General features: G+C 69.0%; 26 protein-coding genes. 13 read left to right on the top strand and 13 right to left on the bottom strand.

The window, feature by feature from the left end; genetic code table 11:
- Positions 1–47: 47 nt before the first annotated feature.
- From SD37_RS34040 to SD37_RS34025, 4 genes are all read left to right on the top strand, one after another.
- Positions 48–1931 (top strand): OmpL47-type beta-barrel domain-containing protein, encoded by a 1884-nt coding sequence (locus SD37_RS34040; RefSeq protein ID WP_044851336.1) that lies wholly within the window; start codon positions 48–50, stop codon positions 1929–1931.
- 139 nt (positions 1932–2070) lie between these two features.
- Positions 2071–2934, top strand: a complete 864-nt coding sequence (locus SD37_RS34035; RefSeq protein WP_044851335.1) for a sigma-70 family RNA polymerase sigma factor — start codon at positions 2071–2073, stop codon at positions 2932–2934.
- 28 nt (positions 2935–2962) lie between these two features.
- A complete protein-coding gene (locus SD37_RS34030) occupies positions 2963–3439 on the top strand; it encodes a carboxymuconolactone decarboxylase family protein (RefSeq protein ID WP_044851334.1) in 477 nt (158 codons plus the stop codon).
- Positions 3439–3804, top strand: a complete 366-nt coding sequence (locus SD37_RS34025; protein WP_044851333.1) for a DoxX family protein — start codon at positions 3439–3441, stop codon at positions 3802–3804. Before SD37_RS34030 ends, SD37_RS34025 begins: the two co-directional genes overlap by 1 nt.
- A 63-nt stretch (positions 3805–3867) precedes the next feature.
- Here the strand turns inward: SD37_RS34025 and SD37_RS34020 are convergent, their stop codons facing one another.
- The 3 genes from SD37_RS34020 to SD37_RS43300 form a co-directional block, all read right to left on the bottom strand.
- On the bottom strand, positions 3868–5613 hold the full coding sequence (locus SD37_RS34020) for a BCCT family transporter (RefSeq protein WP_174567876.1): 1746 nt from the start codon (positions 5611–5613) through the stop codon (positions 3868–3870).
- A 200-nt stretch (positions 5614–5813) separates the two neighbouring features.
- Positions 5814–6038: a hypothetical protein gene (locus SD37_RS34015; protein ID WP_044851332.1), complete on the bottom strand. Its 225-nt coding sequence runs from the start codon at positions 6036–6038 to the stop codon at positions 5814–5816.
- A 240-nt stretch (positions 6039–6278) separates the two neighbouring features.
- Positions 6279–6422, bottom strand: coding sequence for a hypothetical protein (locus SD37_RS43300; RefSeq protein ID WP_167369680.1), 144 nt, complete (start codon positions 6420–6422; stop codon positions 6279–6281).
- A gap of 86 nt (positions 6423–6508) precedes the next feature.
- Between SD37_RS43300 and SD37_RS34010 the strand changes: the two genes are divergently transcribed.
- Complete coding sequence (locus tag SD37_RS34010; RefSeq protein WP_044851331.1) at positions 6509–7465, top strand: GlxA family transcriptional regulator; 957 nt, start codon at positions 6509–6511, stop codon at positions 7463–7465.
- 90 nt (positions 7466–7555) lie between these two features.
- Here SD37_RS34010 and SD37_RS34005 read toward each other — a convergent pair whose 3' ends face one another.
- From SD37_RS34005 to SD37_RS33990, 4 genes are all read right to left on the bottom strand, one after another.
- Complete coding sequence (locus SD37_RS34005; protein ID WP_044851330.1) at positions 7556–7744, bottom strand: hypothetical protein; 189 nt, start codon at positions 7742–7744, stop codon at positions 7556–7558.
- 75 nt (positions 7745–7819) lie between these two features.
- Positions 7820–8188, bottom strand: a complete 369-nt coding sequence (locus tag SD37_RS34000) for a hypothetical protein (RefSeq protein ID WP_044851329.1) — start codon at positions 8186–8188, stop codon at positions 7820–7822.
- A 177-nt stretch (positions 8189–8365) separates the two neighbouring features.
- Entirely contained in the window at positions 8366–9832 is a 1467-nt protein-coding gene (locus tag SD37_RS33995) for a hypothetical protein (RefSeq protein ID WP_052674919.1), read from the bottom strand.
- 10 nt (positions 9833–9842) lie between these two features.
- Positions 9843–11351: a hypothetical protein gene (locus tag SD37_RS33990; RefSeq protein ID WP_052674918.1), complete on the bottom strand. Its 1509-nt coding sequence runs from the start codon at positions 11349–11351 to the stop codon at positions 9843–9845.
- A 167-nt stretch (positions 11352–11518) separates the two neighbouring features.
- Between SD37_RS33990 and SD37_RS33985 the strand changes: the two genes are divergently transcribed.
- From SD37_RS33985 to SD37_RS33970, 4 genes are read left to right on the top strand one after another with little or no spacing between them, the layout of a single operon-like run.
- The gene (locus tag SD37_RS33985; protein WP_145926800.1) at positions 11519–12151 is read left to right on the top strand and encodes a class I SAM-dependent methyltransferase; all 633 of its coding nucleotides are present in this window, start codon (positions 11519–11521) and stop codon (positions 12149–12151) included.
- Between the two features lie 2 nt (positions 12152–12153).
- Positions 12154–13359 carry a cytochrome P450 family protein gene (locus SD37_RS33980; protein WP_044851328.1) on the top strand — a complete coding sequence of 402 codons (1206 nt, stop codon included), beginning with the start codon at positions 12154–12156 and terminating at the stop codon, positions 13357–13359.
- Positions 13359–14009, top strand: coding sequence for a DUF6875 domain-containing protein (locus tag SD37_RS33975; RefSeq protein WP_052674916.1), 651 nt, complete (start codon positions 13359–13361; stop codon positions 14007–14009). Before SD37_RS33980 ends, SD37_RS33975 begins: the two co-directional genes overlap by 1 nt.
- Entirely contained in the window at positions 14006–15010 is a 1005-nt protein-coding gene (locus tag SD37_RS33970; protein WP_044851327.1) for a methyltransferase, read from the top strand. The genes SD37_RS33975 and SD37_RS33970 overlap by 4 nt, the downstream gene beginning before the upstream one ends.
- 9 nt (positions 15011–15019) lie before the next feature.
- On the opposite strand, the gene SD37_RS33965 is transcribed toward SD37_RS33970, so the two are convergent.
- The 3 genes from SD37_RS33965 to SD37_RS33960 form a co-directional block, all read right to left on the bottom strand.
- The gene (locus SD37_RS33965) at positions 15020–15769 is read right to left on the bottom strand and encodes an SDR family NAD(P)-dependent oxidoreductase (protein WP_044851326.1); all 750 of its coding nucleotides are present in this window, start codon (positions 15767–15769) and stop codon (positions 15020–15022) included.
- 190 nt (positions 15770–15959) lie between these two features.
- Positions 15960–16121 carry an AraC family transcriptional regulator gene (locus tag SD37_RS42275; protein WP_083255165.1) on the bottom strand — a complete coding sequence of 54 codons (162 nt, stop codon included), beginning with the start codon at positions 16119–16121 and terminating at the stop codon, positions 15960–15962.
- A 262-nt stretch (positions 16122–16383) separates the two neighbouring features.
- Positions 16384–17565: a glycosyltransferase 87 family protein gene (locus tag SD37_RS33960; RefSeq protein WP_044851325.1), complete on the bottom strand. Its 1182-nt coding sequence runs from the start codon at positions 17563–17565 to the stop codon at positions 16384–16386.
- 293 nt (positions 17566–17858) lie between these two features.
- Between SD37_RS33960 and SD37_RS33955 the strand changes: the two genes are divergently transcribed.
- The 4 genes from SD37_RS33955 (at position 17859) to SD37_RS33940 (ending at position 22305) form a co-directional block, all read left to right on the top strand.
- A complete protein-coding gene (locus tag SD37_RS33955; protein ID WP_044851324.1) occupies positions 17859–18764 on the top strand; it encodes a helix-turn-helix transcriptional regulator in 906 nt (301 codons plus the stop codon).
- A 78-nt stretch (positions 18765–18842) separates the two neighbouring features.
- Positions 18843–19685, top strand: coding sequence for a dioxygenase family protein (locus SD37_RS33950; protein ID WP_065913037.1), 843 nt, complete (start codon positions 18843–18845; stop codon positions 19683–19685).
- 232 nt (positions 19686–19917) lie between these two features.
- Complete coding sequence (locus tag SD37_RS33945) at positions 19918–21225, top strand: erythromycin esterase family protein (RefSeq protein WP_236725182.1); 1308 nt, start codon at positions 19918–19920, stop codon at positions 21223–21225.
- Positions 21226–21345: 120 nt separating this feature from the next.
- Positions 21346–22305 carry a sporulation protein gene (locus tag SD37_RS33940; protein WP_044851321.1) on the top strand — a complete coding sequence of 320 codons (960 nt, stop codon included), beginning with the start codon at positions 21346–21348 and terminating at the stop codon, positions 22303–22305.
- 65 nt (positions 22306–22370) lie between these two features.
- Here SD37_RS33940 and SD37_RS33935 read toward each other — a convergent pair whose 3' ends face one another.
- The 3 genes from SD37_RS33935 to SD37_RS33925 are packed head-to-tail and all read right to left on the bottom strand — an operon-like array spanning position 22371 to position 26723.
- Entirely contained in the window at positions 22371–23558 is a 1188-nt protein-coding gene (locus SD37_RS33935) for a GNAT family N-acetyltransferase (RefSeq protein ID WP_044851320.1), read from the bottom strand.
- Between the two features lie 31 nt (positions 23559–23589).
- Entirely contained in the window at positions 23590–25290 is a 1701-nt protein-coding gene (locus SD37_RS33930; protein ID WP_044851319.1) for an ABC transporter ATP-binding protein, read from the bottom strand.
- Positions 25287–26723: an ABC transporter ATP-binding protein gene (locus tag SD37_RS33925; RefSeq protein WP_236725181.1), complete on the bottom strand. Its 1437-nt coding sequence runs from the start codon at positions 26721–26723 to the stop codon at positions 25287–25289. The genes SD37_RS33930 and SD37_RS33925 overlap by 4 nt, the downstream gene beginning before the upstream one ends.
- Positions 26724–26858 lie beyond the last annotated feature (135 nt).

The following is a 26858-nucleotide window of genomic DNA, read 5'->3' as shown; positions in this document are numbered from 1 at the left end:
CTCCCTCGCGCCCGGCCGGTCTCCCTTGTACGGAAGGTTTCCCTGCGATGTCCCCAAGAACCCTCGTCGTGGCCCTGGTGGCCGCGACGCTCGCACTGGCGGGCCTGGTGTTACCGGGCTCGTCCGCACCCGCCGTCGCCGCACCCGTCCAGACCCTGGAATGGACGGCGGGCGACAGCACCGACCACTACCTCAGCGCGCCGTCCACCGCGGTGGCGGGCGAGACCACGATCCTGTTCAAGAACACCGAAGCCCTCGGCTCGACGATGTCGCACACGCTGACGTTCGACACGTCGACGCCGGGCTACAACCACGACGTCAACCTCAACATCCTCGCGAACCCCTACGACGAGCAGAACGGCGAGCACCAGGCCACGGTGACGCTGACGCCGGGGAAGTACCGGTACTACTGCACGATCCAGGGCCACACCAAGATGACGGGCGAGTTCGTCGTCACCGACGGCGGCGGCGCTGACACCACCCCGCCGACCGTCACCGCGAACGTGACCGGCACCAAGGACACCGCCGGGAACTACGTCGGTTCCGCGACGGTGAACCTGGCCGCGTCGGACAGTCAGTCCGGGGTGGACAAGGTCGAGTACCAGCTCGACGGCGGCGCCTGGACCGCGTACACCGCGCCCGTGGTGGTCTCCGCCGTCGGCTCGCACATGGTGCACTACCGCGCTTCGGACAAGGCGGGAAACGTTTCCCCGGAAGGGATGGCGTCGTTCAGCGTCGTCACCGGACAGCCCGGCGACACGACACCGCCGACGGTGACGGCCGAGGTGACCGGGACCAAGGACGGTTCGGGTAACTACCTCGACACCGCCACCGTGAAGCTGACCGCCACCGACGCCGGCTCCGGTGTCGACAAGGTCGAGTACAAAGTGGACGAAGGCGCGTGGACCGCGTACACCGCCCCGGTCGCGGTCTCCGCGCCCGGAATGCACATGGTCTCCTATCGCGCGTCGGACAAGGCGGGCAACGTTTCGCCGGAGGGCATGGCGCATTTCAGGGTCGTCAGCAGTGACACCACCGCGCCGACGGTGACCTCGGAAGTGACCGGGACCAAGGACATCGCGGGCAACTACGTCGGCAAGGCGACCGTGACCCTCACGGCCACCGACGCCGGATCCGGAGTCGGCAAGGTCGAGTACAAACTGGACGGTGCCGCCTGGATGACGTACTCGGCGCCGCTCGCGCTGACCGTGGTCGGCGCGCATACGGTGATCTTCCGGGCGACGGACAAGGCGGGCAACGTCTCGCCCGAAGGCACGGCGACGTTCACCATCGTCGAAGGCGGCGACAGCACCGCACCGGTGGTTTCCGTGGTGGTGAGCGGTGATCTGGACGGAAGCTGGTCCTACATCGAGGACGCGACCATCAACCTGACCGCGACGGACACCGGTTCCGGCGTCGATAAGATCGAGTACAAACTCGACGGTGGGGCCTGGACGGTGTACACCGCGCCGGTGAAGGTGACCGCGCTCGGCACGCACACGCTGACCTACCGCGCGTCGGACAAGGCGGGCAACGTCTCGGCGGAACAGGGCGGCGCGTTCACCATCGTCGCCGCGCCGCCGGGCCCGGACGCCTGCCCGGACTCCGACGTCCGGGACACCGTGATCCTCGGCTCGGCGGACAGCCAGGTCGAGAACCGCGACACCGGCAACGGCTGCACGATCAACGACGTGCTCGACGACGAGTCGGACTACTCGTCGAACGACCAGTTCGTGGGCTACGTCCGGGCGGTGACGCAAGAACTGCTCGACCGCGAGGTCATCTCGCCCGACGAGCGGGACCTGATCGTGACGGCGGCGATCGAGTCCGGCATCGGCGGCTCGACCGCCGAGCCCGAGCCGCAGAAGCGGCCGGAGACGAAGAACCCCGGTATGAAGAAGGTCGTGAAGACCCCGATCCGGGACGTCTGAGCCTTGTCGCGAAAGCCACTTTCGGGACACCACATGTCCCGAAAGTGGCTTTCGCGACATGAGCCAAGCGCCGTCGGTTACCTTTTCCGCGCCGTGGTCGTCATGTCCATGACGGATCAGGCGCGAGAAAGGTAACGACATGACCGGCGAGGCCCTGGCCAGCGCGTTCGAGGAGCAGCGCGGCCGTCTGGTGGCGGTGGCCCAGCGGATGCTCGGCTCCCGCGCGGACGCCGAGGACGCCGTCCAGGAGGCCTGGCTGCGGCTGGCCCGTCAGGACGCCGAGACGATCGACAACCTCTCCGGCTGGCTGACCACCGTCGTCGGCCGCGTCTGCATCGACGTCCTCCGCTCCCGCAAGACCCGCCCCGAGGACTCGTACGACGAGCCGCCCGAGCTGCTGGTGCTCGAGGACACGCCCGAAGAGGACGCGATGCTCGCCGACTCGGTCGGAGTGGCGCTCGTCGTGGTGCTCGACGCCCTCGGCCCGGCCGAGCGGCTCGCGTTCGTGCTGCACGACCTGTTCGCGGTCCCGTTCGCCGAGGTCGGCGAGATCCTCGGCAAATCGGCGGACGCGGCCAAGATGCTCGCCAGCCGCGCCCGCCGGAAGGTGCAGGGACGGCGTCCGGCCGACGAGCCGCGGCAACGCGCCGTCGTCGACGCGTTCCTCGCGGCCGCGCGCGAAGGGGACTTCGAGGGGCTGCTGGAAATGCTCGACCCCGACGTGACCTGGCGTTCGCAGACCCGGCACGGGGAGGTCGTGCGCCTGGGCGCGGCCGAGGTCGCCACGCGGGTCCAGCGCGGGGCGCGCTCCGTCGTCAAGACCAGTGCCGCGCTGGTCAACGGAAAGCCCGGCGTCGTGTCGTGGAGCCGGACCGGCAAGGTGCTGGGCGTGATGAGCTGCACCATCGTCGACGGCCGCATCGTCGGCATCGACTCCGTGAGTGATCCACGTCGCCTCGCGGCCATGGGTGTTACCTCTCTGGAGGCCCCCTCGTCGAAGTAAGTGAACACCGACGAGAAGGAGAAATCCCATGCAGGCAAGGCTGGAAGTCTTCAAGACCGCTCTCGCGCCGAAGCTCGTGAAGCACCTCGTGGCGGCGGGAAGGGCCCTCGAAGGCAGCGAACTCCCCGCCACGACAAGGGAACTGGTGAACATCCGGGCCAGCCAGATCAACGGCTGCGCCGGCTGCCTGGACATGCACACCAAGGACGCCGCGGCGGCGGGGGAGACCACCGTCCGGTTGAACCTGGTCGCGTGCTGGCGGGAGGCGACGGTCTTCACCGAGGCCGAGCGCGCCGCGCTGGAACTCACCGAGGCGGGCTGCCGCATCGCCGACAGCGCCGGTGTCAGCGACGAGGTGTGGGAGGCCGCCGCCAAGCACTACGACGACGAACAGCTCCTGGCCCTGACGATGCAGATCGCGCTCATCAACGCCTTCAACCGGCTGAACGTCATCACCCGGCAGCCGGCGGGCGACTACACGCCGGGCCAGTTCGCGGGGCATTGATGGACACCGCACTGTGGATCGTCGCCGGGCTGCTGGCCGTCATGTATCTCGCGTCCGGCGTCGGGAAACTGTTCCTGACAAGGGAAACGGTCGCCGGAGTGGCCTCCGGTGCGAGTTGGGTGCTGGATTTCGGCCCCGGGACGGTGAAATTCATCGGGCTGGTCGAGACCCTGGGCGCGGTCGGCCTTGTCCTGCCCGCCCTGCTCGACATCGCGCCGGGACTGGTGCCGCTGGCGGCCCTCGGGCTGGCATTGGTCATGGCGGGGGCGCTCGTCCTGCGACTGCGTCGTCGCGAGCCGCTGCTGGCGCTTGTGGACCTCGGTTACCTCGCGTTGTGCGCTTTCGTCGCCATTGGCCGCGCCTGAAGCGCGTGAAGGCCCCCTTCCCTCGACTCAACCGAGGGAAGGGGGCCTTCACGCGCGATCAGCTCAGGAGCGCTGTTTCGCCCGTCCGAGGAGGCGACGGCGGCCGGCGCCGTTGGTGCGTTCCTCGTGGAGTTCCTTCAGCGACAGCATCATCGCGTCTTCCTGCTTCATCAGCGGGTCGTTGCGCAGGTCCTTCCAGACCGACACGCACAGTCCGACCATCACGAACACGAACGGCACCGCGATCAGGATGGTCAGATTCTGCAGGCCGGTCAGTGCCTTGTCCCCGCCGACCAGCAGCATCACCGCCGCGACGGCCCCCATCAGCACACCCCAGAAGATGACGACGTTCTTCTTGGGATGCACGCTTCCGCGCTGGGACAAGGTGCCCATCACCACCGACGCCGCGTCCGCACCGGAGACGAAGAAGATGGACACCAGGATCATCACCAGGATCGCGATCGGGATGAACCACGGCAGCGTTTCGAGCAGTTCGAACGTCGCCGACTGGGCACTGCCCGCGCCCGCGATGTCCGTACCGGCCCGCTGCCTGCTGATCGCCGCACCGCCGAAGATCGCGAACCAGATCAGGCTCACGATGCTCGGGATCGCGATGACACCGAAGATGAACTGGCGGATGGTGCGGCCGCGGGAGATCCGCGCGATGAACATGCCGACGAAGGGCGTCCACGAGATCCACCACGCCCAGTAGAAGACCGTCCAGCCGCCGAGCCAGGTCTGCATCTCGTTGCCACCGGTCATCCCGGTACGGCCGGACATCTCCGCCAGTTCACGGAAGTAGTCGCCGATCGCGCCCGGCACGATGTTGAGGATCAGCACGGTCGGCCCGACCACCAGCACGAACACCGCGAGTACCGCGGCGAGCACCATGTTGATGTTGGACAGCCACTGGATTCCCTTGGCCACCCCGGAAACCGCCGAGGCGATGAACGCGATGGTGAGGATCGCGATGATCGCGACCAGCAGGCCCTTGCCGGGGTCGTCGATCCAGCCGACGGCGCCCATCCCGCCACCGACCTGCAGCGCGCCGAGACCGAGGGAAGCGGCCGAACCGAACAGCGTGGCGAAGATCGCCATGATGTCGATCGCCTTGCCCAGGGGGCCTTCGGTACGCCGCTTGCCGATCAGCGGCGCGAACACCGAACTGATCAGCTGCGTGCGGCCCTTGCGGAAGGTGCTGTAAGCGATCGCGAGGCCGACGACGGCGTAGATCGCCCACGGGTGCACGGTCCAGTGGAACAGCGTCGTCGCCATCGCGGTGTGGACGGCTTCGTCGGAATTCGGCGCCGCGGTACCAGGGGGCGGGCTCGCGAGGTGGGAGACCGGTTCGTACACACCGAAGAACATCAGGCCGATGCCCATCCCGGCGCTGAACATCATCGCGATCCACGACGACGTCCGGAATTCGGGAAGTTCCTTGTCCCCGCCCAGCGGGATCCGGCCGTAGCGGCTTATGGCCAGACAGACCGCGAAGAGCACGAAACCGCTCGCGGTGAGGACGAAAGCCCAGCCGCCGTAAGGGATGACGGCGTCGTTGAGCAGGGTCGACGCGACACTCGCGAGGCTTTCCGGCGAGAGGACGCCCCAGACGATGATCGCGAGCGCGAGGGCCGCCGCCACCCCGAAAACGGTGCGGTCGGTTTCGGCGGGGCGTTCGGCTGCGAGGTCGAGGGGGACGTGCTCATCGGGCGGGTGCCCCGGACCTGTCGTATCCGGTGCGTGTGCGAGGTCCGTCGCGGTCTCCGCGACGGCCTCTTCTTCCGCTTGCTTACCGTCCTGCGAACTCATGTTCAGCCACGCGCCGATGACGGCGCGTTCTCCTTCCGCCCGAGTTAACCCGTTTGCACCACTGCACCCTAACCAGAAAACTGGTAACCGGCAGAAAATGCGGTCGGAGAGGTTTAAACCGGTGAAGGTGGGCGTGACCTCGGCGAATGCGGGTCTCGTCACCCATCCGGGCGGGGAACGTGTCGCTCGTGACACCGTTGTCAGGAGATCGGGCCGAGCTTCTCGCAGAGAGTCCTGGTGAACCGCGGTTCCTTGGCGAGGATTTCGTCGCAGCCCGCGGAATCGATGTTCGTCACCGGCTGCCGGGCCTCGGGTGCCCAGTGGTAGAGCACGCGGATCGAGGGGCTCCGATGGAAATTGACGCGGTCGACGGGTGGGTCGCAGCCCAGCGTGCCGCAGTGACCCCAGGTGCCGTCGATCGGCAATCGGCGCCGGTCAGCCCGCTGATGACGGTGCCTGCGCAGATGATGCCGTTCTCTTCGGTCAGGCCTTCGATCCGCGGGTCGCGGGCACAGTCCGGCGAGCCTTCCGGTATCCGCACCTGGATCAACAGGGTGCGGTCGTCGGCCCCTTCGCGGAGGCGACCAGAACGGCCGCACTCCACAGGACAGGACGAAGAAAACGCCGTCTACCGGCCATGCAAACCCCCAGGTTCCAACGGGAGCTTAAACCGTGGCACCTCCTCGCCAGAAGGGCTGACCGAGCGGGTCGCCGCCGGCGGCGTCCGGGCGTCCCTGCCGCACGTGGTTGTGGTGCAGGAGGTAGGTGACGAGGGCGATGAGGGCGAGGGTGACGATGATTGCGGTCATGGCAGTAAGTTTGCGCCGCTCGACATCCTGCCAAAAGTGGCAGTTCTGTCGTTGTGCGTCAAAATCCTGCCAGCTATGCTTCGGTCATGCTGAAGAGCGTCGCCGTGGTGCTGATCGATGACTTCGCCGCCTTCGAGTTCGGTGTCGTCTGCGAGGTGTTCGGCTACGACCGCACCGATGACGGAGTGCCACTGCTCGACTTCCGCGTGTGCGGGGAGCGGGCCGGAGTGCCGCTGAACCTCGGACACGGGGTCACCATGACCCCGCCACTCGGTCTCGAAGCCACCGAGGACGTGGACCTCGTCGTCGTCCCCGCCTGTGCCGTGCGTGACGAGTACCCGCCCGCGGTGCTCGAAGCGCTTCGTGCGGCTTCGGCGCGGGGAGCCACGCTGCTTTCGGTCTGTACCGGCGTGTTCGTGCTGGGCGCCGCGGGGCTGCTCGACGGCAGGCGGTGCACGAACCACTGGCGGCAGAGCGCCGCGTTCCGGGCGCGGTTCCCGCAGGCGCAGCTCGACCCGGACGTCCTCTTCGTCGACGACGGCGACATCATCACCAGTGCGGGAACGGCCGCGGGCATCGACGCCTGCCTGCACCTGATCCGGCGTGAACTGGGCACCGCTGCGGCCACCGCGATCGCCCGGCGCATGGTGGTTCCGCCGCAGCGCGAGGGCGGACAGCGCCAGTTCGTCGAGGTGCCGATCCCGGAATGCACCAGCGACAGCCTCCAGCCGGTGCTCACCTGGATGCTCGACACCATCGACCGGGAACATCCCGTCGCCGATCTGGCACGTCACGCCCGGATGTCCGAGCGCACCTTCGCCCGCAAGTTCGTCGCCGAGACGGGGACCACGCCGCACCGGTGGCTTTCGACGCAGCGGGTGCTGCACGCGAGGTCGCTGCTTGAGGCGACGACGATGGGCATCGACGAGATCGCGCGCCGCTGCGGCTTCGGCTCGGGTGCCTTGCTGCGCCACCATTTCCACAAGGTCGTCGGTGTTTCCCCGCAGGACTACCGTCGCACTTTCGCGCCGCAGCGCGTCTAGCCCACCGCCGCCGGTCCACAAAGGACCTCGTGAGTGGTAATGACGGTTCTAACCGTCATTACCACTCACGAGGCCCACCCGTGACTTGGGTCAGTCCTTCGGTGCCTTGTTGAAGAGGCCCAGGGACTGGGCCAGGGCCGCGCCGCCGACCATTGCGGCGATCGGCAGGGTCTTGATCCAGAAGGCTCCCGCGTCGAGCGAGACCAGCAGCGCGATCAACCCGCCTGCCAGCGCGAGTAACACCAGCATCCCCAGCGCGACGCGGGGCTTCGAAACCATGAGTCCTCCAAAAGGATCGGAGGGGCCAGCCTGGTCGCGATCTCGAGGCTCGACGAGGTCATTTTTGCCGGTCGCTCACCGGCAGCGTGAACTTCCGTCGACCGAAGTCCAGATCGGGTGCGGGGTGATCTTGGCGATGTTGAGTTTCACGCACTTCCCCTGGCTCTTGGCCACCTTGGCGGTCACGACGACGATCGCGAACCCTGCCGCGCACGCGCCGTTTCCGGGGGTGGGGATCGCGCTGCACAGGCCCGCCGCGGCGAGGCCGTCCTTGGCGATGGTGTTCGTCGCCGTCTTGCTGAAGACGTAGCTGCAGGTGGCGATCCCGCAGTCGAAATCCCCGGTCACCGCCGTTTCCGCGGCGTTCGCCGGTGCCGCCGAGGCCAGTACGGCGGCGCCCGCGACGAGGGCGGAAAGCAGTCCGAGCTTCCTGGTGGTGTTCATCTCGACCGTCCTTTGTAGTCACTTACTGGGACGGGAACGACGTTAGAGAGGGCCGCTGGGCAGCCACTAAGGATCTTGGACGCGGCGGTGTAGCGCGTCCCTCGATCAGGCGACCGGTGCGGCTCGTGAGTGGTAATGACGGTTAGAACCGTCATTACCACTCACGAGGCCGGGCACCTACGGAATCCGCAGCTCGTTCGACAGTGCCACGTCCAGGGAGAGGTCCAGCTGCCGGTCCAGGAAACCGAAGACCGTCTCGATCATCCCCGCGACGACGTCGTGCTGGTCCGGGGTGACCGGCTCCCCGAGGAAGTCCGGCGCGGCCACCGCGGAACGGCCGGACAGGTAGTCGAGCCGAAGCTCACCGGCGGCCTCGACCTCCGAGGCCAGGACCGCGGTCCCCGCGAGGAAGACGTCCGTCGCGGTCGAGAGGGCCTTGGTCAGCCACAGCCGCGACATCGGGTCGGGATGCCCCGTGGCCAGTTGCGTCAGCACGACCCGGTGGTGCCGGTGCACGTCCATCGTCCGGCTCAGGTAGTAGAACTCCAGGGTGTCGCCGGCGTCCCAGCCGAGGAGTTCGTCCAGGTCGAGCGCCTTCCAGTCACGGAGGAACCCGTCGGCGCGGGCGGTCAGCCCGGCGACCCAGTCGTTCACGGCGTGCTCCAGGCCGGTCGACGGCGCCGCGTAACGGAAGGCGTTGCGCCCGACGTCCGCGTAGCCCATGACGTCCATCGCCCACAGTGGCAGAAACCGTTGCAGCGCCTTGATCGCGGGCACCCGGTCGCCGCGGTGACGGATCCACGTGTAGAACGGATGCGTGGCGTGCCGGTCCCGGCGTTCCCGCAGCAGCTCCGCCAGGGGCTCTTGCGTGGGATGCACGGCACTCCGGCCGGCCGGGACGGAAACGGCGTGGGCGACGGGTTCGAGGGCGCGAGGGCGCGGCGGAATCCCGGTGACGACGTGTTTCAGCACGTAGCCGTGGATCGCGTCCAGGATCTCGCTGAACACCCCGATCATGACGTCGGCCAGTTCACGCGCCCGTTCGCGGTGCGCGTCGTCCAGCACGACGGACTCGAAGACGCCCTCGGCGCCCTCGCCCTCGGCCTCGATGTGGTGGGCGCCGAAGTACAGCATCGTCAGGCCGGTGCGCTCCGCGAGTTGCCCGGCGACCGCGGAGATGTGCTTGAAGAACAGCTCCCGCGCGCACAGTTCGCCGACCTCGGCGTGCGCGAACCGCAGGAGCGGGTCGCCCCCGTCGGCCGCGGCGATCGAGAGGAAGTACAGGCACTTGTCGCGGATGACCTCGTTGACCTCGGCCTGGAACAGCCACCACAGGGTGTCGGAGGCATCCCAGCCCAGACGGCGATCCAGTCCCAGCCGCCGCCAGTCCTCCAGGAACAGCCGCGAATGGGTCTGATCCTCGAAGGTGTGGATGTTGATGCCACGTTCGAGGTCGTTCGCCGCGTTCGGGTAGCGCAGCACCCATTTGTTGACGTCGCGGAACCCCATCGCGACGGTGGCGACCGTCGGCAGGATCATCAGCCGCTCCTTGAGCGGCGTCTCGTCCGAGGCCAGCCAGCCGAACAGCGGATGGTCGTCGAGCGCGGCGACCTTCTCCTCGACGTAGTTCAGGATGTCCTTCACGTCGCGCTCCTCACCGGATGCCGAACTTGTTCGAAAGGGCGACGTCGAGGGAGATCTCGAGCTGTTCGTCGGCCGCGTCGAACACGGTCTCGATCATCTCGGCGGCGATCTCGCGGCCCGCCGCGTCCATCGGACGATCCTTGAACTCGAGCGCCAGCGGCGAGACCGACGGCTGGTGCGCGATCTCGTGGCGGTCGCCGAGATAGTCGAGCCGGAGGTCCGTGTTCGCCTCGACCTCGTCCGCCAAGGCCTTGGTGTGCCGGAAGAACGGCTCACCACTGGTCTCCAGCGCGTGCATGAGCCACAGCCTCGACAGCGGGTCCTCGTTGCCCGCGGCCAGCTCGGTGAACCGGACGATGTTGCGCCGGTGCACGTCGGTCTGCGGGTCCAGGTAACAGAATTCGAGGGTGTCGCTGCTGTTCCAGCCGAGGATCTCGTCCAGCCCCAGCTGCTTCCAGTCGTCGAGGAAGAGCGTGTTGTGCGTGGAAAGGTCGTCGACCCAAGCGTTCACCGTGCGGTGCAGGTCGGACGACGGCGCCGGATACCGGATCGCGTACCGGTTGAGGTCGCGGTAGCCCATGACGTCCATCGCCCACATCGGGATGAACCGCCGCAGCGCCTGCAGGGCCGTGATCCGGTCGCCCCGGTTCTCGAGCCAGGAATAGAACGGGTGCGCCTCGCTGCGCTTCCGGCGTTCGGTCAGCAGTTTCTGCAGCGGCTCCTGGCTGGCGTGCACGACACCACCGGTGCCCGGCCGCAGCCCCGGCAGGCCCGCGGCGGCGCGATTGATCATCGGCCGGAGACCGGGACGCGGGGGATTTCCGGTCGAGATGTACTTTTCCGCGTAGATCATCCACATGTCGAGCTGGTCGGAGAAGATCTCGTAAATCGTGTCCGCCAGTTTCAGTGCTTGTGCGAGCCGTTCGCCGTCCAGTTTCTGCTCGACGAAGAGATCTTCACAGTCCATATGTCCGGATTCGAGGGCGAGGTGGAACGGCCCCATGTACGGGAGTTCGATTCCGGTGCGCTCGGTGAAGCCGATGGCGATCTTCGACGCGTGCTTGAAGAAGACCGATCCCAGTGCTTCCATCATTTCCGACTGGGCGAACCGCAGTAGCGGATCCTTGGTGTCGGCGATGGCCATCGACAAGAAGTACACGCCGTGCCCGCGGGCGACCTCGTTCGCCTCGGACAGGAAGAGCCACCACAGTGTGTCGCTGGCCTTCCAGTCGAGTTTTTCGTTCAATCCCAACAGTTTCCAGTCCTCAAGGAACAGCCGCGAGTGGGTCTGGTCCTCGAAGGAGTGGATGTTGATGCCGCGTTCCAGATCGTTCGCCGCCTTCGGATACCGGAACACCCACTTGTTCACGTCCCGGAATCCCATCGAAAACGTCGCCATGGCCGGCATGATCAGCAACGGATCCGGAACCGGTGTTTCGGCCGAGTTCATCCATTCGAACAATGGGTGCCGATCGAGATCTTCCTGACGTTTCGCCACCAGTTTCAGGACGTTCTCCACAAGACCACCTCATCTCCCCCCGCCAGATGCAGGGCTTGCCTGACTTGGTGACAATTCTCCGGGCGGCGAAGACGGGGCTGCATCTTCGCAGGTGCGCCGGTTTCGAGTGGGTCTCCAGCACGTGAGAGGATGACCGCCGGAACAGTGCCCGATTAATGTTCGGCACCATGCATCCACGTTACCGGCATGCCGCTGCCATCTATGACAAGGCATTTCCGTTCTTCTCATTCGGCGCCGGTCCGAAGATCCACGAAATCGTCGCGCGGACGGTCGTGGTCGGCGACGGCGGCACGGTGGTGGACGTCGGTTGCGGGACCGGCCTGATGCTCGCGATGCTGCGTGAGCGCGTCGGGCCGTCGGGACGGGTGGTCGGGATCGACCTGACCGAACCGATGCTGGACCGCGCGCGGCAGCGGGTTTCCCACGGTGGCTGGAAGAACGTCGAACTGCACTGCGCTGACATGACCGAGTTCGACCCGGGCACCGAGGCCGACGCCGCGGTTTTCGCGCTGAGTCTCAGCGCCGCCGAACCGGCCGCGACGTTCCATCACACGCTCGGCTATCTGCGACCGGGCGGCAGTGTCGTGATCGCCGACGGGATCCCGGCACGAGGCCGCTGGTATCACCCGGCCATCAACGCCTACGCGCGTTTCCGGGCGCCGCTGGTCGGCTCGGATCTCGGCCGGGCCAGGGAGATCGAGCGGCTGGCGCACGAACATCTCGAAGACGTCCGCACCCGGGTCATCTGGGCGGGCCTGTACACGATCATCAGCGGCCGCGTGCCGCGCAAAGGGGGGTAACCGTGTCCGTTCAACCGAAGGAACTGTTCGGTCCCGAGTTCATCCGTGATCCTTATCCGACCTACGCCTGGCTCCGCGAGCACGATCCGGTGCACCGGTTCCTGCTGCCGCAGGGGATGCCGGCGTGGCTGGTCTCGCGGCACGACGACGTCCGCGCGTGGCTCGCGGATCCGCGGCTGGCCAAGGATCTGGAGCGGTTCCTGCCGCCGGACGCCCTGCCGGGCGACCACGTGCGCGACGTGCTCACCAAGAACATGCTCGCCAGTGACCCGCCCCGGCACACCCGGCTGCGGCGGCTCGCGTCGAAGGCGTTCACCGCGCGCCGCGTCCAATCGCTGCGGCCGCACATCACGAGCCTGGCCGACGAACTGCTGGACGGGATGGGCGACGAGGGCACCACGGATCTGATCGACACACTCGGCCTGCTGCCGATCACGGTGATCTACGAACTGCTCGGCGTGCCACGGCGCGACTGGGAGGCGTTCCGCGCGTGGTCGGTCCTCGGCTCCGACGAGCAGTCGACCGGCAGCGAGGACTTCGAGACCTCGACCAAGTCGCTGAAGGAGTACACCCAGGCCCTGATCGCGGACAAACGCGTGACGCCGGGCGAGGATCTGCTCTCCGACCTCATCGTCGCCCGCGACGAAGGTGACGCGCTCTCCGACGACGAACTGGTCGCCATGGTGTTCCTGCTGCTGCTCGGCGGCCAGGAGACCAGCATCAGCCTCATCGGCGCGACCGTCTACCACCTGCTGGGCCACCCCGAACAGCTCGCGCTGCTGCGCGCCGAGCCGGAAAGGCTGCCGTCGGCGATCGAAGAGGTGCTGCGGTTCGACGGTCCGGCGATGAACGCGAGTATGCGGTTCGCCGTCGAGGACATCGAGATCGGCGGCGTGCCGATCCCCGCGGGCGGCATCGTCTTCCTCGGGCTCGGGTCGGCCGGGCACGATTCGGCGCACGTCCCGGACGGCGACAGCTTCGACATCCGCCGGTCCGCGTCCAAGCACCTCGCCTTCGGGCACGGTGTGCACACCTGCATCGGGTCGGCGCTGGCCCGCCTGGAAGGCGAGATCGCGATCGGCAGGCTGCTGGCCCGCTACGGCGAACTGAGCCTGGCCGTGCACCCCGACGACCTGAAATGGCGCCCTGGCATGCATTTCCGTGGTCCGGCCGAACTGCCGGTCAGCTACCGGGTGGAGCCGAGGTGATGCCGGAGATCGCGGTCGCCCCGGAGCGTCCCCGCGGCGATCGGCTCGATACCGACATGTCGACAGTGCTCGAATGGCTACGCGAGTACGTGAGCGCGCCTTCGGAGCACATCGGCAGACCCGGCCCGGTCTGCCCGTTCGTGCCCGGCGCGTTGAAGGCGGGCGCGATCCGGCTCAGCTTCCATTACGGCGTCGACGCGTGCGACGCCGACGAGCTGCGCGAACTCGTCACCGCGGAGCTGAGCGAGTTCAAACGGCTGACGGAGCCACCGAAGCAGTCGGGGATCTCGCTCGACAGCGTGCTGGTGGTGCTCCCCGACGCGGTCGAGGAGGGCTGGCGGCGGATCGACGAAAGCTATGGCGGGCTCAAGGATCTGGCCGTCGGGGAAGGGCTGATGATCGGCCAGTTCCATCCGGCGTGTGCGGAGGTCGCCGTCCGTAATCCGCGGTTCCCGGTGTCGCGTTCGCCGATCGCGCTCTACGCCATCCGGCATATGGCCCCGCACGACGCGTTGTTCCTGCACGTGGAGCGGGGCTGGTTCCGGAAGTACGCGGCGCGGTTCGCCTTGCACGCCAGGCGATCACGTACCGATCCGCTGATCGGCGAGCTGTACCACCAGGCCTGGAACCGTTATGGAGGCGGGAAATGACCGAGAGTGTCCAGCTCCGGCAGATGGTCTTCGGCCAGTTGCTCTCCCGTGCGGTGTGCACGGCGGCCGAACTCGGGCTTTCCGACCGGCTCGCCGCCGGGCCGCTGTCGGTCTCCGAACTGGCCGGGCAGGCGGGTGCCGATCCGAGGCGGCTCGCGCAGCTGATGCGGGCACTCGCCGCGTTCGGGCTCTACACCGCTCGCGACGACGGCGCGTACGAACTCGCTCCGCTCGGCTCCGCGCTGTGCACCGGCGCCCCCGGCTCCGCCCTGCCGACGGCCTTGCTCGCGGCGGGGGAGATCGGCGCCGCGTGGACGGGGATGGCGGAGACCGTGCGCACCGGCACGCCCGCGTTCGACCGGCGGCTGGGGGTGGACTTCTTCACCCATCTCGGCCGTGATCAGCGGCTGCGTGCCCTGTTCGACCGCTCGCAGACGCACGATCAGGAACTCGAGATCGAGCAGCTGACCGCGCAGGTCGACTTCTCGGGATTCCCCCGGATCGTGGACGTCGGCGGTGGCGACGGGGCACTGCTCGCCCGGTTGCTGAGCGAGAACCCCGACGCCGAAGGGGTCCTGCTGGACAGTCCGAAGGTCGCCGCGACGGCGAGTGCGCGGATGCGGAGCGCCGGGCTGGCGGCGCGGTGCACCACCCTTGGCGGCGACTTCTTCGCCGAGGTGCCCGGCGGTGGCGATCTCTATGTGCTGCGCCAGATCCTGCACGACTGGGACGACGAACGCGGGGTCGAGCTGCTGCGTGTCTGCCGCCGCGCGATGCCGAGGGCGGCGCGGCTGATGATCATCGAGCGGGTGGTCGAGGAGGGCGGGACCGGCGAGGACGCGCGGTTCGCGGCGCTCATGGACCTCTACATGATGACCGTGCTGGGCGGTGAGGAACGCTCCGGCCGCGAATTCGGTGACCTGCTCGGGAAAGCGGGCTTCACGGTACGGCGGATCCATCGGCTGCCCACCGCGGTCGCGGTCATCGAGGCGGAGCGCTGACCGGCGCGATCACCAGGTGGGGCGCGCGGACACACCGCCGTCCACGGTCAGGGCGTGCCCCGTGATCCACGCCGCGAGCGGTGAGGCGAGGAAGACGCAGGCGTTCGCGACGTCGGCGGGAGTGCCGAGCCTGCCCAGCGGCGCGGCCTGTTCCCAGCGGCGGACGCCGTCCGGCCAGTCGTCGCCAAGGCCCGGACGGTCGATGAGGCCGGGGGAGACGGCGTTGACGCGGATCCCCCGCGGCCCGTATTCGAGCGCGGCGGCGCGGGCGTGCATGACCAGGGCGGCCTTGGCGCTGCTGTAATGCGCGTGCCCGGGCGCGGGCTGGGCCGCCTCGATGGAGGCGATGTGCACGACGCTGCCGCCGGTCATCACCTCGGCCGCCGCCTGCGTGCAGGAGAACGCGCTGGTCAAGTTCGTGTCGAGGACAGCGCGCCAGTTTTCCGCCGACATCCCCGGCAGCGGCTCGACCGGTTGCACGCCGGCGTTGTTGACCAGCGTGTCCAGCCGTCCGGTCCAGGCCGCGGCGGCGGCCACGAGCCGTCGGCAGCCGTCGTCACCGGAAAGGTCGGCGGCGAACGCGGCGGCGGTGCCTCCCGCCGCCTCGATCCGTTCGACGAGCGCGCCCGCCGACGCCTCGTCGCGGTGGTAGTGCACGGCGACGGCGCTGCCCGCCTCGGCGAAGCGCAGGGCGATACCCCGGCCGATACCGCCGCTGGCCCCGGTGACGAGGGTGGTCGTGCCGGTGAGGTCGAGCATCGAGGTCCTTTCGCGCGCGTTTCGTTTCGCGGACGGCGGGGTTCGTCTGGAGTGCTGCGTCACCCGGTTTCCGGGCGCACCCTTGATCAGGCCGGAAGGCTCCCCGGGCAAGGTGCACCCGGACCCCGTTCCCTGGCCTTGGGAAGCGGGCTCCGAAGCGGTTTTCACTGCTCCGGAGCCCGCTCGCGGGTCATTCGCCGTCGTGCAGCGTCCCCAAGGGTGACCGGCCGCAGGCGGCTCGATAGTAGTGCGCGAACCGGCTCGGATGGAGGAATCCCCAGCGGGCGGCGATGTCGGCGACGGTGATGTCCCGGTGAGCGTCGGACTCGATGAAGGCGACCGCCCGGCGCACCGTCCGCGGCTGGGCGTCCCGGCGGTCCCCGTCCGCAGGGCTTCGGTGACGTAGTCGATGGCGAAGGAACGGCGGTCAGCCTGGTGTGGCGGAAGGAATAGCCCTTCTTGCGGCCGGTCATCCGCACACTGGGGCCGTACATCTTCACGAGGTAGTCGCCGGCGCTGTCGCAGTCGGTGGTCTGGAACGCCCAATGCCGTGGAACCGGCATCGCCCCTGCGTACACCGGTTCACCGGTGCCCGGGAGCCCGCATTTAGGTGACTAAACGCGTTTCCGTAGCGCGAGGACGCCCGAAGCGAGAAGGAAGACCAGGCCAGCCAGGACGTAGCAGTTTCCCAGCCACTGCTGGGCCGTCGTCCACGTCTGGCCGGGCCGGTCGAACGCGGGGAAGTACCGGAACGGCGCGGCGACGAAGACCGTGGCGACGACCCCGGTGACGGCGAGCCAGGCCAGTGCCCGGCGATGGTCGCGGTGGTGGAGGACCGCGCAGGCAGCGGTGGTGAACAGCGCCGGGGCGATCCACACCCAGTGATGCGACCACGACGTCGGCGAGATGAGCAGGGCGAAGGTCGCGTTGAGCAGCAGCGCCTGCACGACGGACGAGCGGTACATCGTCACCGCCACCAGCGCCAGCAGCACGACGGTCAGGACGAGCCACAACGGCTTCGCGGCGGCCGAGTCGACTCCGAACCGCGCCAGTACGGCCTGCAGGGTCTGGTTGGTGTGGAACGACGTGCCGCTGATCCCCGACGCCCCGGCGAACCCGCCGAACCAGTAGCGGGCGGAGGCTTCCGGGGCGATCGCGAACGCGACGGCCGATGCGGCCACGAAGGTGCCCACGGCGGTCAGCGCGCCGCGAAAGTCCTTGCGCACCAGGAAGAAGAGCAGGAACGCCATCGGCGTCAGCTTGACGGCCGCGGCGAGACCGACGCCGATACCCCGGTAACGGCCCCGCGCCAGCAGGCAGTCGGCCGCGACGAGCCCCATCAGCAGCAGGTTGATCTGGCCGAAGCCGAGGGTCTGGCGGACCGGTTCGAGGAAGAGCGACGGCGTGACCGCCAGCGCGGCGATGAGCAGCGTCTTCCGCCGGTCGCCGGACGGCCACAGGACGCGGGTGATCGCGTAGAAGGAGACCCCCAGCGCGGCCAGGCTGAGCGCGAACAGCAGGACGACCGCGCCGGTCCACGGGAGCAGCGCCAGCGGGGTGAGCAGCAGCGCGGCGAACGGCGGATAGATGAACAGCAGCGGGATCCCGGCGTCCGAAAGCGGCAGGGCGCCGTAGAGGTCGCCGCCCTTCCAGAGGGTGTCGACGCCGAAGCGGTAGATCTCGAGGTCGCTGTGGGAGTCGCCCGCCGTCGCCCAGGCCACGGCGCACGCCATCGCCAGTGCGGCGAACGCGCCGAGGGACCACGAGGTCCGCCCGCGCGACGTGGCGGGAAGCATCGCGTGGTGGCCCCTTCAACGGCGGTGAACGCTCCGAACTGTACCTGGACGGTGGACCGGCGCCCGCTGGGTCTGTTCGGGTGGGAGGTGTCGCGAGGGCCCCCTTTGCGACGTTGACCGTCTCAAAGGGGGCCTTTGCGACGTGGCCGTGAGTGAGGGGGTTCCGGTCTCGTGAGTGGTAATGAGGGTTAGAACCGTCATTACCACTCACGAGAAACGACTTCCGTCGGCAGCGGCGCCATCCCGTATTGGTCTAGACTTTTCCTTTCCCGGTGTGGTGAAAGGGACGGTCCATGCGTGGAACGACGGTGTTGCCGAGGACGCCTTGCCTGCAGCCGAAGGCGGGCGAATTGCCCTTGCACCGGCTGGAGGTCCGCGCGCCGGACGCCCTGCCGTTCACGGTCGGCACCTTCGACACGATCGGGCCGATGTCGCGGGCGGATTTCCCGCATCGGCACACCTTCTACGAAATCGTCCACGTCACCGGCGGTACCGGTGACCACGTCGTCGATTTCACCCGCTGGGAATTGGGGCCGCCGCAACTCGCGGTCATCACACCGGGGCAGGTGCATCATTGGGATGCCCGTGATCTCAGCGGGGACGTCGTGCTGTTCACCGACGATTTCCTCCTCGAACATCCGGCGGATCGCGAAACGCTGCGGAGACTGAGTCAGCAGCCGTGGCGGCTCGGTGAACGCGCGGCCGGGGAGACGGCGAGGCTGATCACCGAATTGGTCGAGGAGTTCCGCCATGGCGGTCAGGGCACCGAATCGGTGCTGCGGGCGCTGATGCACGTCCTGATCGTGCGGGCGGGTCGCCTTCCGGGACTGGCCGACGCGCGCCCGCCCGCGCGGGCACAGGCGGTGGGGACGGAATTCGCCCGCCTGCTCGGCCGTCCCGACCTCGGCCTGTGGTCGGTCGGCGCGCTCGCGGAACGGATCGGGGTCACCCCGGGATATCTGACGGACGCGGTGAAAACGGCGACCGGCCGGACGGCGGCGCAGTTGATGCGCGAGGCCAGGACGCGGGAGGCGAAACGATTCCTGCGCGGTACCGATCTCTCGGTACGGCAGGTGGCCAGCCGCGTCGGCTTCGCGGATCCCGCGTATTTCTGCCGGTTCTTCCGGCGGGAAACGGGGTTGAGCCCCGGCGATTATCGCCGGACCGGAGACGCGCCCCCGGAGATTCACCACGACTGACCAAGTCAGTCCATCGTCCGCAGCTGATCTTCTCCATACCGTCGAGGGTGATTCCCGAAGCCCCCACGAGGAGCAGGTATGGACGAAGAGAACAAGCTCAGCCGGAAGACCGTGCTGAAGGCCGCGCTCGCCGCGGGTGTGGCGGCTCCGGTCGCGCTGATCGGTGGCCCCGCCCTCGCACGCACCACCGTCGCGGACGGCAAGGCCCCCGAGCTGACCCCGGCCTGTGACGACGGTGACGACCCGCCCCCGCCGCAGACCGAAGGTCCTTATTTCAAGCCGAACTCCCCGCAGCGCACCTCGCTCGTCACGCCGGGCACGCAGGGGACGAGGCTCACCGTTTCCGGCTACGTCTTCGGTCTCGGCTGCCTGCCGATCGCGCGGGCACTGCTGGACTTCTGGCAGGCGGACGTCAACGGCGCCTACGACAACGTGGGGTACACCTTCCGCGGTCACCAGTTCACCAACGACCAGGGCGCGTTCACGCTGAGCACGATCGTGCCCGGTCTGTATCCCGGCCGGACGCGGCACATCCACGTCAAGGTGCAGGCTCCCGGCAGGCCGGTGCTGACCACGCAGCTCTACTTCCCCAACGAGCCGCGCAACAACACCGACTCGATCTTCGACCCGCGCCTGCTGATGACCGTGCGGGACGCGGGCACGGCCAAGGAGGCCGCGTTCGACTTCGTGCTCAACGTGCCGCAGACGCCGACGTCGACCTCCCGGCCGACCAGTACGACGCCGACGACGTCGACCTCGACCTCCAACCCGCCCGGCGGGACGACCTGGGCGGCGGGAACCGGCTATTCCGCGGGCGCCCGGGTCACTTACAGCGGTCGCGGTTACGTGTGCTTGCAGGGGCACACAGCCCAGCCTGGCTGGGAACCGCCGGTCACGCCCGCGTTGTGGCGCGCGGAGTGACGTACGGCCGCTGTGGAGGGAGATAGACGCGGGCGGACTCCGGCCGCCGGGACCCACACCCCGGCGGCGGGGTCCGCCCGCTTTTCCCGGCGAGGTGGGGTTTTCCCCACCCCCAAGTAGGAGCTTCGCTACAGCGCGCCGGCCCCGGTCCGCGGACGATGATCGGTTTCGACATCGGAGCGAAGGGGTGAACGGTATGACGGACAGCCGGAAGCGTTGGGGGAGAAGGGGAGTGATCGCCGCCGCGGTGGTGCTCACAGGAGCGGTGCTCGCGCCCGTGGCGAGCCCGGCTTTCGCGGCGGAGACGGCCACGGCCTGGCGGGACCCGGTGCGGTCGCTGGACCGGGCGGCGCATCCGCTGCGGTCGACCGAGCCCGGCCGGAACACCGCCGACCTGCGGGCGCTGGGCGGGATGATCGGTGACGCGAAGGTGGTCGGGCTCGGCGAGGCGACGCACGGCTCCCACGAGTTCTTCACCATGAAGGAGCGGGTGTTCCGCTATCTCGTCGAGGAGAAGGGGTTCCGGGCCTTCGCGCTGGAGCTGAGCTGGTCCGCGGGGCTGGAGATCGACGAGTACGTCCAGAGTGGCGATGGCGACGCCCGTGAACTCGCGAAGCGGACGTTGGCCGGTTCCCCCTGGGACCGTGAAGAGTTCGTGAGCCTGATCCGGTGGATGCGCGAATACAACCGCACCCACCCCGGCCGCACCGTGCACTTCGTCGGCGACGATCTCGGCGCGCCTTCGGTGAACGACGCGTTCTTCGCCAGGATCACCGACTACGTGCGGCAGCACCATCCGGAGGCGCTGCCCCGGCTTGAGCGGCTCTACACCGGCCTGCGCCCGATCGACGACGCGTTCGCCTACCTGCGCAAACCGCTCGACGAGCGACTGCGGCTCGCCACCCAGGCCGAGGAGGCCCAGAAACTGATCGAGGGCCTGTCCGGCGCGGACGCCCGGGACTGGGCCGGTCAGCACGCCCGGTTCGTCGCGCAGACCGCCCGCTTCCTCGCCGTCGACCTCGCGGACCCGAAGGGCCTGCCCGCCGCGCAGATCCTGCGCGACCGGGCGATGGCGCAGAACGTCGCCTGGTGGCAACGGCGGACCGGTCACAAGGTCCTGCTCTCCGCGCACAACGGCCACGTTTCCTACGTCACCGACAATCCGGGGCTGTACCCGAAGACCCAGGGCGCCTTCCTGCGCGAAACGCTGGGCCGGGACTACCTGCCGATCGGGTTCAGCTTCGACCGGGGTTCGTTCCTGTCCAAGGACAAGGCGCTCGAGGGCGAGTGGAAACGCTTCTCCGTCCCCGCCGCGCCGTCCGGCTCGAACGAGCACACGCTCGACCAGGTGCGGTTCGAGGACTTCTACCTCGACGTCCGCACCGCGCCGCCGTCCGCGCGCACCTGGCTGGACACCGCCCGGCCCACGCGCACCATCGGCACGCAGTTCCCCGTCGATCCCGCGGCCATCTCGCTCGGGCGCTCCTACGACGTCGTCATCCACCTGCACGACGTCCGCCAAGCCGATCTGAGAAGGTAGTGACACCGCGCCCGTTTAGGGGTTTTTAACCCGGTTTGCCTGGCGGGCCGCGGCGGATCTCGGTAGTAGTCGAAGTGTTCCGGTACCCCCTGTTCCAGTACCCAGCGGAGGAAATCCCTGATGTTCAAACGGATGCTCAGCGCCTTCGGGGTCGGCGGCCCGTCCGTCGACACCGTGCTCGACTCGCCGCACGCCGTTCCCGGCGAGGTGATCACCGGCGAGGTCCGCATCCAGGGCGGCTCGAAGGACGCCCAGATCGAGGAGATCCTGCTTTCGCTGGTCACCCGGGTCGAGGTGGAACGCGGCGACCACGAGCGTGCCGGGACCGCGGAGTTCCTGCGGGTCAGCGCGGGCAACCGGGTGCAGGTGACGGCGGGGCAGCTCACGACGGTCCCGTTCCGGATCGCCCTGCCGTGGGAGACGCCGATCAGCGCGGTGGGCGGGCGGGAGCTGCCGGGTGTGGTCGTCGGCGTGCGCACCGAACTCGTCATCGCGGGCGCGCCGGACAAGGGCGACCTCGACCCGCTGCTCGTCGGGCCGCTGGAATCGCAGGACCGGGTGCTGGAGGCGTTCGGGGAGCTGGGCTTCTCCTTCCGCAGCGCCGACGTCGAAGCCGGGCGGCTGCACGGGGTCCGGCAGGAACTCGGGTTCTTCCAGGAGATCGAGTTCTTCCCGCCGTCGCGCTACGCCGGCCGCGTCGGCCAGGTGGAGCTGACCTTCGTCGCGAGCCAGGACGACCTCGTGGTGGTGCTGGAGGCGGACAGGCGCGGTGGCATGTTCCGTTCCGGCGGCGACTCCTTCGGCCGCTTCCACGTCTCGCACGAGGAAGCGCTGCGCACCGACTGGGCCGCGGCCATCGACGGCTGGCTGGCCAAGGTCGCCGAATCCGGCGGCGGGCACGCCATGTTCGGCGGGCACCAGGAGCACTACGGCCACGACTACGACCACCACGGTCACCACGGCAGGCGCGGTCCCGGGATGGGCGGCATGGTCGCCGGGGCCGCGGCCGGGGTGGTCGGCGGCATGATCCTCGGCGAGGTCATGGAGGACGTCTTCGACGGCGAGGGCTTCGAGGAGTGACCCAGGCTGGTCGTGAGTGTCGAGTGTCGTTAGAACGACACTTGCCACTCACGACCAGCGCAGCATCAGAACCAGTGCAGGCAGTGCGGGGGACGCTCCGCACGAAAAAGCGCGTCGGCGAGCGAAGACGCCTCCGGGTGGTGGGCACGGATGCGGCCCGCTCGCACGAGCGTGCCCGGGGCGGTGCCGCCGAGATAGATCGAGCCAAGGTCGCTCACGTCCAGGGACAGGTCGGGTTCCCGGTCCGTCGGTACGCAGTCCGCCTCGCCGTTCCGGACGGTGAGCAGGTAGCGGCCGTGCTCACCGAGCGCCGGGTCGTCGACGTCGAGGACGAGCTCGCCGTCGGTGAACCAGCCGCGGGCGGTGAGCGCGCGGGGGATGTCGAGCAGCCGCACCCAGAGCCAGTCCGTGTCGCCACCGACCTCGACGGCGCGGAAATCCTCGAGCTGCCACCGCAGCGGATCGTCGGACGGGCAGCGCTGGAACACGACCTCGGTGATCAGGTCGTGGCCGAGCAGGAACCCGGCCAGTGCCGTGGACACCTCGTCGTCGACGGCGATGACCTCGTCGACGGTCAGGGTGCCCGGTTCGGTGAGCGAGTAGGAGGCGTACCCGTCGGGGACGCCGTCGGCGTCGCGGTGCACGGCGATGTGCCGCTGTGCGTGGGAGATCGGTGGCTGTCCGGCGCCAGAGGTCCACCAGTGATGCGGACGCGACAGCGCGCCGGGCCGGGTGCGGCGATACCGGTCGTAGAGCGTTTCCAGGATGTCGCCGCAGTCGGCCCGGCGCAGCAGTTCGATCGAACCGGTGACCGCCGGGGTGACGGCGAAGGCGGCCTGATGGCGTCGCACCGTCAGGTTCCGGGAGTAGGTCGCCGGGCCGTAGCCGAACCGGCGGTAGATCAGGGCCTCCGACGCCAGCAGGACGGAGAGGATCTCGCCGCGCTCGCGGAACTCGGCGAGCTGGTGCCGCATCATCGCGCTGAGCGCGCCTCGCCGCCGGTGCGTGGGGAGGACACCGACCGCGGTCACCCCGGCGGCCGGGACGACGACCTCACCGGGCAGGGTGAGCTCGAACGAGTACGCGGCGGCCGTGCCGACGGGCCGCCCGTCCCCGGTCACCGCGAGCAGGCCGCGGTCCATTTCGAGCGCGGACCAGGTCTGCGCCGCGGGGTCCGGGAAACGGGCGAACGCGGTGAACATGGTGTCGACGAAGACGTCGCGGTCCTCGGCGGTCGTGGAACGGATCTGCATCCGCACAGTGCAGGGCCGTTCCCGCGTGGCGTCAAGCGATTTGCAGGTCGAGGAACCCGGCGTACCGGCCGCCGAGCCGGACCAGCTCCTCGTGGGTGCCGTCCTCCACGATCCCGCCGTCGTCCAGGAAGACCACGCGGTCGGCCCGTCGCACGGTGCGCAGCCGGTGCGCCACCATCACCACGGTCCGGCCGGCCATCAGCCGCTCGATCCCTTCGTGGACGGCGGCTTCGTTCACCGGATCCAGCGCGGAGGTCACCTCGTCGAGCAGCACGATGGGCGCGTCCTTCAGCAGTGCCCGCGCGATCGAGACCCGCTGGCGTTCCCCGCCGGACAGCAGCGCGCCGCCCTCGCCGACGTTCGCCGACCAGCCCCCGGGCAGCCGTTCGATCACCTCGTCCAGCCTGGCCGCCGTCGCCGCGGCCCGTACTGCCGCGTCATCGGCGTCCGGACGGCCGAGCCGGATGTTCTCCTCGATCGTGCCGTCGAACAGGTAGACGTCCTGGAACACGATCGCGATCCGCGACATCAGGTCCTCGGTGCTGATCGCGCGGACGTCGATCCCGCCGACGCGCACCGCGCCCGCATCCACGTCGTGGAACCGCGCGAGCAGCCGCAGCAGCGTGCTCTTGCCCGCCCCCGACGGGCCGACGACGGCGAGCCGCTGTCCTTCGTGGACGGACAGCGTCAGCCCGTCGAGCACCCTGCGGTCGCCGTGGGCGAACACGGTCGCGTCGAACTCCAGATCGTGCCGCTCCGGGCGGACCGGTTCCAGCGGTTCCGGCAGCGGCTCGGTCCGCAGCACCGTGTCGAGCCTCGCCAGCACCGAACGCGCGCCGCGGAGTTTGCCGCCGATGTCCGTCAGCGAAAGCAGCGGATCCGCGCAGCGTGCGGCCAGCACGAGGATCGTCAGCACCTCCACCGTCCCGACCTGCCCGCCGAGCGCGAGGAAAGCGCCCAGTACCAGCAGAACGGTGAACATCGCCTGCACCGTGAAGGTCAGGCCGACGACGCCGGGCAGCGCCGACAACGTGGACCGGCGGTTCGCCCGCTGGAGCTCCCGCAACGAGTCGTCGAGCAGCCGGAACCGTTCCGTGGTCCGGCCGCCCGCCCGCAGCACCGGCTGGGCCTGCAGGTATTCGATGACCCGGCCGGTGGCCTCGTTGCCGCGTTCGGCGCCCTCCTCGTCGGCGGCGGCCGTCGACCGGCCCGTCCAGACCTGGATCGCCGCCACCACCGGGACGGCGATCAGCGCGGCCGACCCGAGTCGCCAGTCGAAGAAAAGGATGACGAACACGATGGTCAACGGGGTGGCGCAGGCGGAGATGAACGGCGCCAGCAGATGCGCGATCACGCTCATCGCCCGCAGCACCCCGGGACCGGCCAGCGCCGACACCTCGCCGACGCGGTTCGTGCTGTACCAGCCGATCGGCAGCCGGGCCAGATGGTCGCCGAGCCGGTGGTACATCCCGCGCAGCAACGTCGTCCCGACCCGGAAACCGGAGAGATCGCTGCGATAGCGCAGGATCGCGAACACCGCGACGGCCGCCCCGAACGCGATCAGCCAAGCCCACGCGTCGCCGGGAGTGCTCCCGAAGAGCGCCTGCAGCAAGGGAACCAGCAGGGCGTAGGACAGGCCCTCGACGATCGCGGTGGTCGTCATCAGGGCCACGGTGCGCCGCACCGGCGGGGCGTACTCGGGGCCCAGCACCCGCAGCAACATTCGGATCATCGGAGTTCCCCCAGGGTTTCGGCCGGGCGGTGGGCGTTCCAGAAGGCGGCGAACTTCCCGTTCCGTGCCAGCAGTTCCGCGGGCTTGCCGCGTTCGGCGATCGTGCCGTTCTCCAGCAGGACGACGGTGTCGGCGTCGACGACGGTTTCCAGGCGGTGGGCGATGACCAGCGTCGTCCGGTCGCCTCGGCCCGCCGTCAGTGCCCGGCGCACGGCGAGTTCGGTCTGCGGATCGGCGAAAGCGGTCGCTTCGTCGAGTACCAGGACAGGTGCGTCGGCGAGCAGCGCGCGGGCGAGGGAGATCCGCTGGGCCTCCCCGCCGGACAGCCCGGTTTCCTCCTGGAGCACCGTTTCGTAGCCGCGTGGCAGTTCGAGGATCCGGTCGTGGATGTTCGCCTGACGGGCGGCGCGGACGACGTCGTCGAGGCCGGCGTCCGGGACGGCCAGCGCGATGTTGTCCGCGACCGACGCGCGCAGCAGGCGGACGTCCTGGAAGACGAAAGAGACGGTGCGGTACAGCTCGCGGCTGCCGAGTTCGCGGAGGTCGACCCCGCCCAGCAGAACCGATCCCTTCGTGGGGTCGAAGAATCGAGGCAGCAAAGTGACCAAAGTGGACTTCCCGCTGCCCGACGGCCCGACGAGGGCGGTGACCGTCCCCGGTTCGAGCACCAGGTCGATCCCGTGCAGGACTTCGTTCCCGGTCTCGTAGCCGAAGTGGACGTCGCGCAGTTCGACGCGGTGACCTCGTGGCGCGACGGGGTTCGACGGCTCCGGCAGCGGCGGCACGCCGAGCACGTCCCGGATCCGGCCGACCGCGCGCCGGGCGGCCTGCAGTTCGTCGAAACCGTGCCCGAGCGCCGCCACCGGCGCGGTCAGCCCGAGCCCGAGTACCAGGAAGGGCAGGAGATCGACCGGGGCGAGGCCGCCGTTAGCGATCAGGACGGTGCCGCCGATCAGGACGACCAGCAGCACGAACGGCGGCGACAACGCCAGCTGCATCCCGGCCGCCGTTCCGGCCATACCGCGCACCCACTGGGTGAAGGTGGCGACGAAGTCGTCCGCGGCGGTGCGGAACCGGCGGTGTGCGCGCCCGGCGCCGCCGAACGCCTTGACCACCGCGATGCCCTGGACGAACTCGACGACCGAACTCGAGATCCCCGCCATCCCGCGGTCGAACTCCTCCTGCTCGCGCAGCCGTGTGGGCGTCATCATCAGCGGGACCAGCGCCACCGCCAGCACCACCGGGATCAGCGTGATCAGGGTGAGCCGCCAGTCGATGGTGAGCAGGTAGACCAGCGACACCAGCGGGACGACGAACGCGGAGACGAGTTCGCCGGGGGTGTGCGCGATGAACGGGTGCACCGCGCCGACGTCCTCGCCGACGACCTTGGCCAGTTCGCCGGTGCGGCGCCGCGAGAACCAGCCCAGCGGCACGCGCCCAGACGCATCCCCAGCAGACGGCGGAAGGCGAGCTGGATCCGGCCGTCGAGCAGATGCCCGATCCCGGACGACGCGGCGGTGAACAGCAACCGGACGAACAACCCGGCCGCGCCCACCAGCACCGCGGTC

Origin of the sequence: Amycolatopsis orientalis, assembly GCF_000943515.2 — a bacterium.
GTDB classification, from domain to species: Bacteria; Actinomycetota; Actinomycetes; order Mycobacteriales; family Pseudonocardiaceae; genus Amycolatopsis; species Amycolatopsis orientalis.
This window is presented reverse-complemented; position numbering and strand designations above follow the sequence as displayed.

Coding starts and splice junctions, on each gene's coding strand:
- SD37_RS33985 (WP_145926800.1), top strand. CDS start 11,519: ATGCATCCACGTTACCGGCATGCCGCTGCCATCTATGACAAGGCATTT.
- SD37_RS34040 (WP_044851336.1), top strand. CDS start 48: ATGTCCCCAAGAACCCTCGTCGTGGCCCTGGTGGCCGCGACGCTCGCA.
- SD37_RS34000 (WP_044851329.1), bottom strand. CDS start 8,188: ATGAACACCACCAGGAAGCTCGGACTGCTTTCCGCCCTCGTCGCGGGC.
- SD37_RS33935 (WP_044851320.1), bottom strand. CDS start 23,558: ATGCAGATCCGTTCCACGACCGCCGAGGACCGCGACGTCTTCGTCGAC.
- SD37_RS33930 (WP_044851319.1), bottom strand. CDS start 25,290: ATGATCCGAATGTTGCTGCGGGTGCTGGGCCCCGAGTACGCCCCGCCG.
- SD37_RS33975 (WP_052674916.1), top strand. CDS start 13,359: ATGCCGGAGATCGCGGTCGCCCCGGAGCGTCCCCGCGGCGATCGGCTC.
- SD37_RS34035 (WP_044851335.1), top strand. CDS start 2,071: ATGACCGGCGAGGCCCTGGCCAGCGCGTTCGAGGAGCAGCGCGGCCGT.
- SD37_RS34025 (WP_044851333.1), top strand. CDS start 3,439: ATGGACACCGCACTGTGGATCGTCGCCGGGCTGCTGGCCGTCATGTAT.
- SD37_RS34010 (WP_044851331.1), top strand. CDS start 6,509: ATGCTGAAGAGCGTCGCCGTGGTGCTGATCGATGACTTCGCCGCCTTC.
- SD37_RS33970 (WP_044851327.1), top strand. CDS start 14,006: ATGACCGAGAGTGTCCAGCTCCGGCAGATGGTCTTCGGCCAGTTGCTC.
- SD37_RS34005 (WP_044851330.1), bottom strand. CDS start 7,744: ATGGTTTCGAAGCCCCGCGTCGCGCTGGGGATGCTGGTGTTACTCGCG.
- SD37_RS34020 (WP_174567876.1), bottom strand. CDS start 5,613: ATGAGTTCGCAGGACGGTAAGCAAGCGGAAGAAGAGGCCGTCGCGGAG.
- SD37_RS34030 (WP_044851334.1), top strand. CDS start 2,963: ATGCAGGCAAGGCTGGAAGTCTTCAAGACCGCTCTCGCGCCGAAGCTC.
- SD37_RS33960 (WP_044851325.1), bottom strand. CDS start 17,565: ATGCTTCCCGCCACGTCGCGCGGGCGGACCTCGTGGTCCCTCGGCGCG.
- SD37_RS33950 (WP_065913037.1), top strand. CDS start 18,843: ATGGACGAAGAGAACAAGCTCAGCCGGAAGACCGTGCTGAAGGCCGCG.
- SD37_RS43300 (WP_167369680.1), bottom strand. CDS start 6,422: ATGACCGCAATCATCGTCACCCTCGCCCTCATCGCCCTCGTCACCTAC.
- SD37_RS33955 (WP_044851324.1), top strand. CDS start 17,859: ATGCGTGGAACGACGGTGTTGCCGAGGACGCCTTGCCTGCAGCCGAAG.
- SD37_RS33965 (WP_044851326.1), bottom strand. CDS start 15,769: ATGCTCGACCTCACCGGCACGACCACCCTCGTCACCGGGGCCAGCGGC.
- SD37_RS33940 (WP_044851321.1), top strand. CDS start 21,346: ATGTTCAAACGGATGCTCAGCGCCTTCGGGGTCGGCGGCCCGTCCGTC.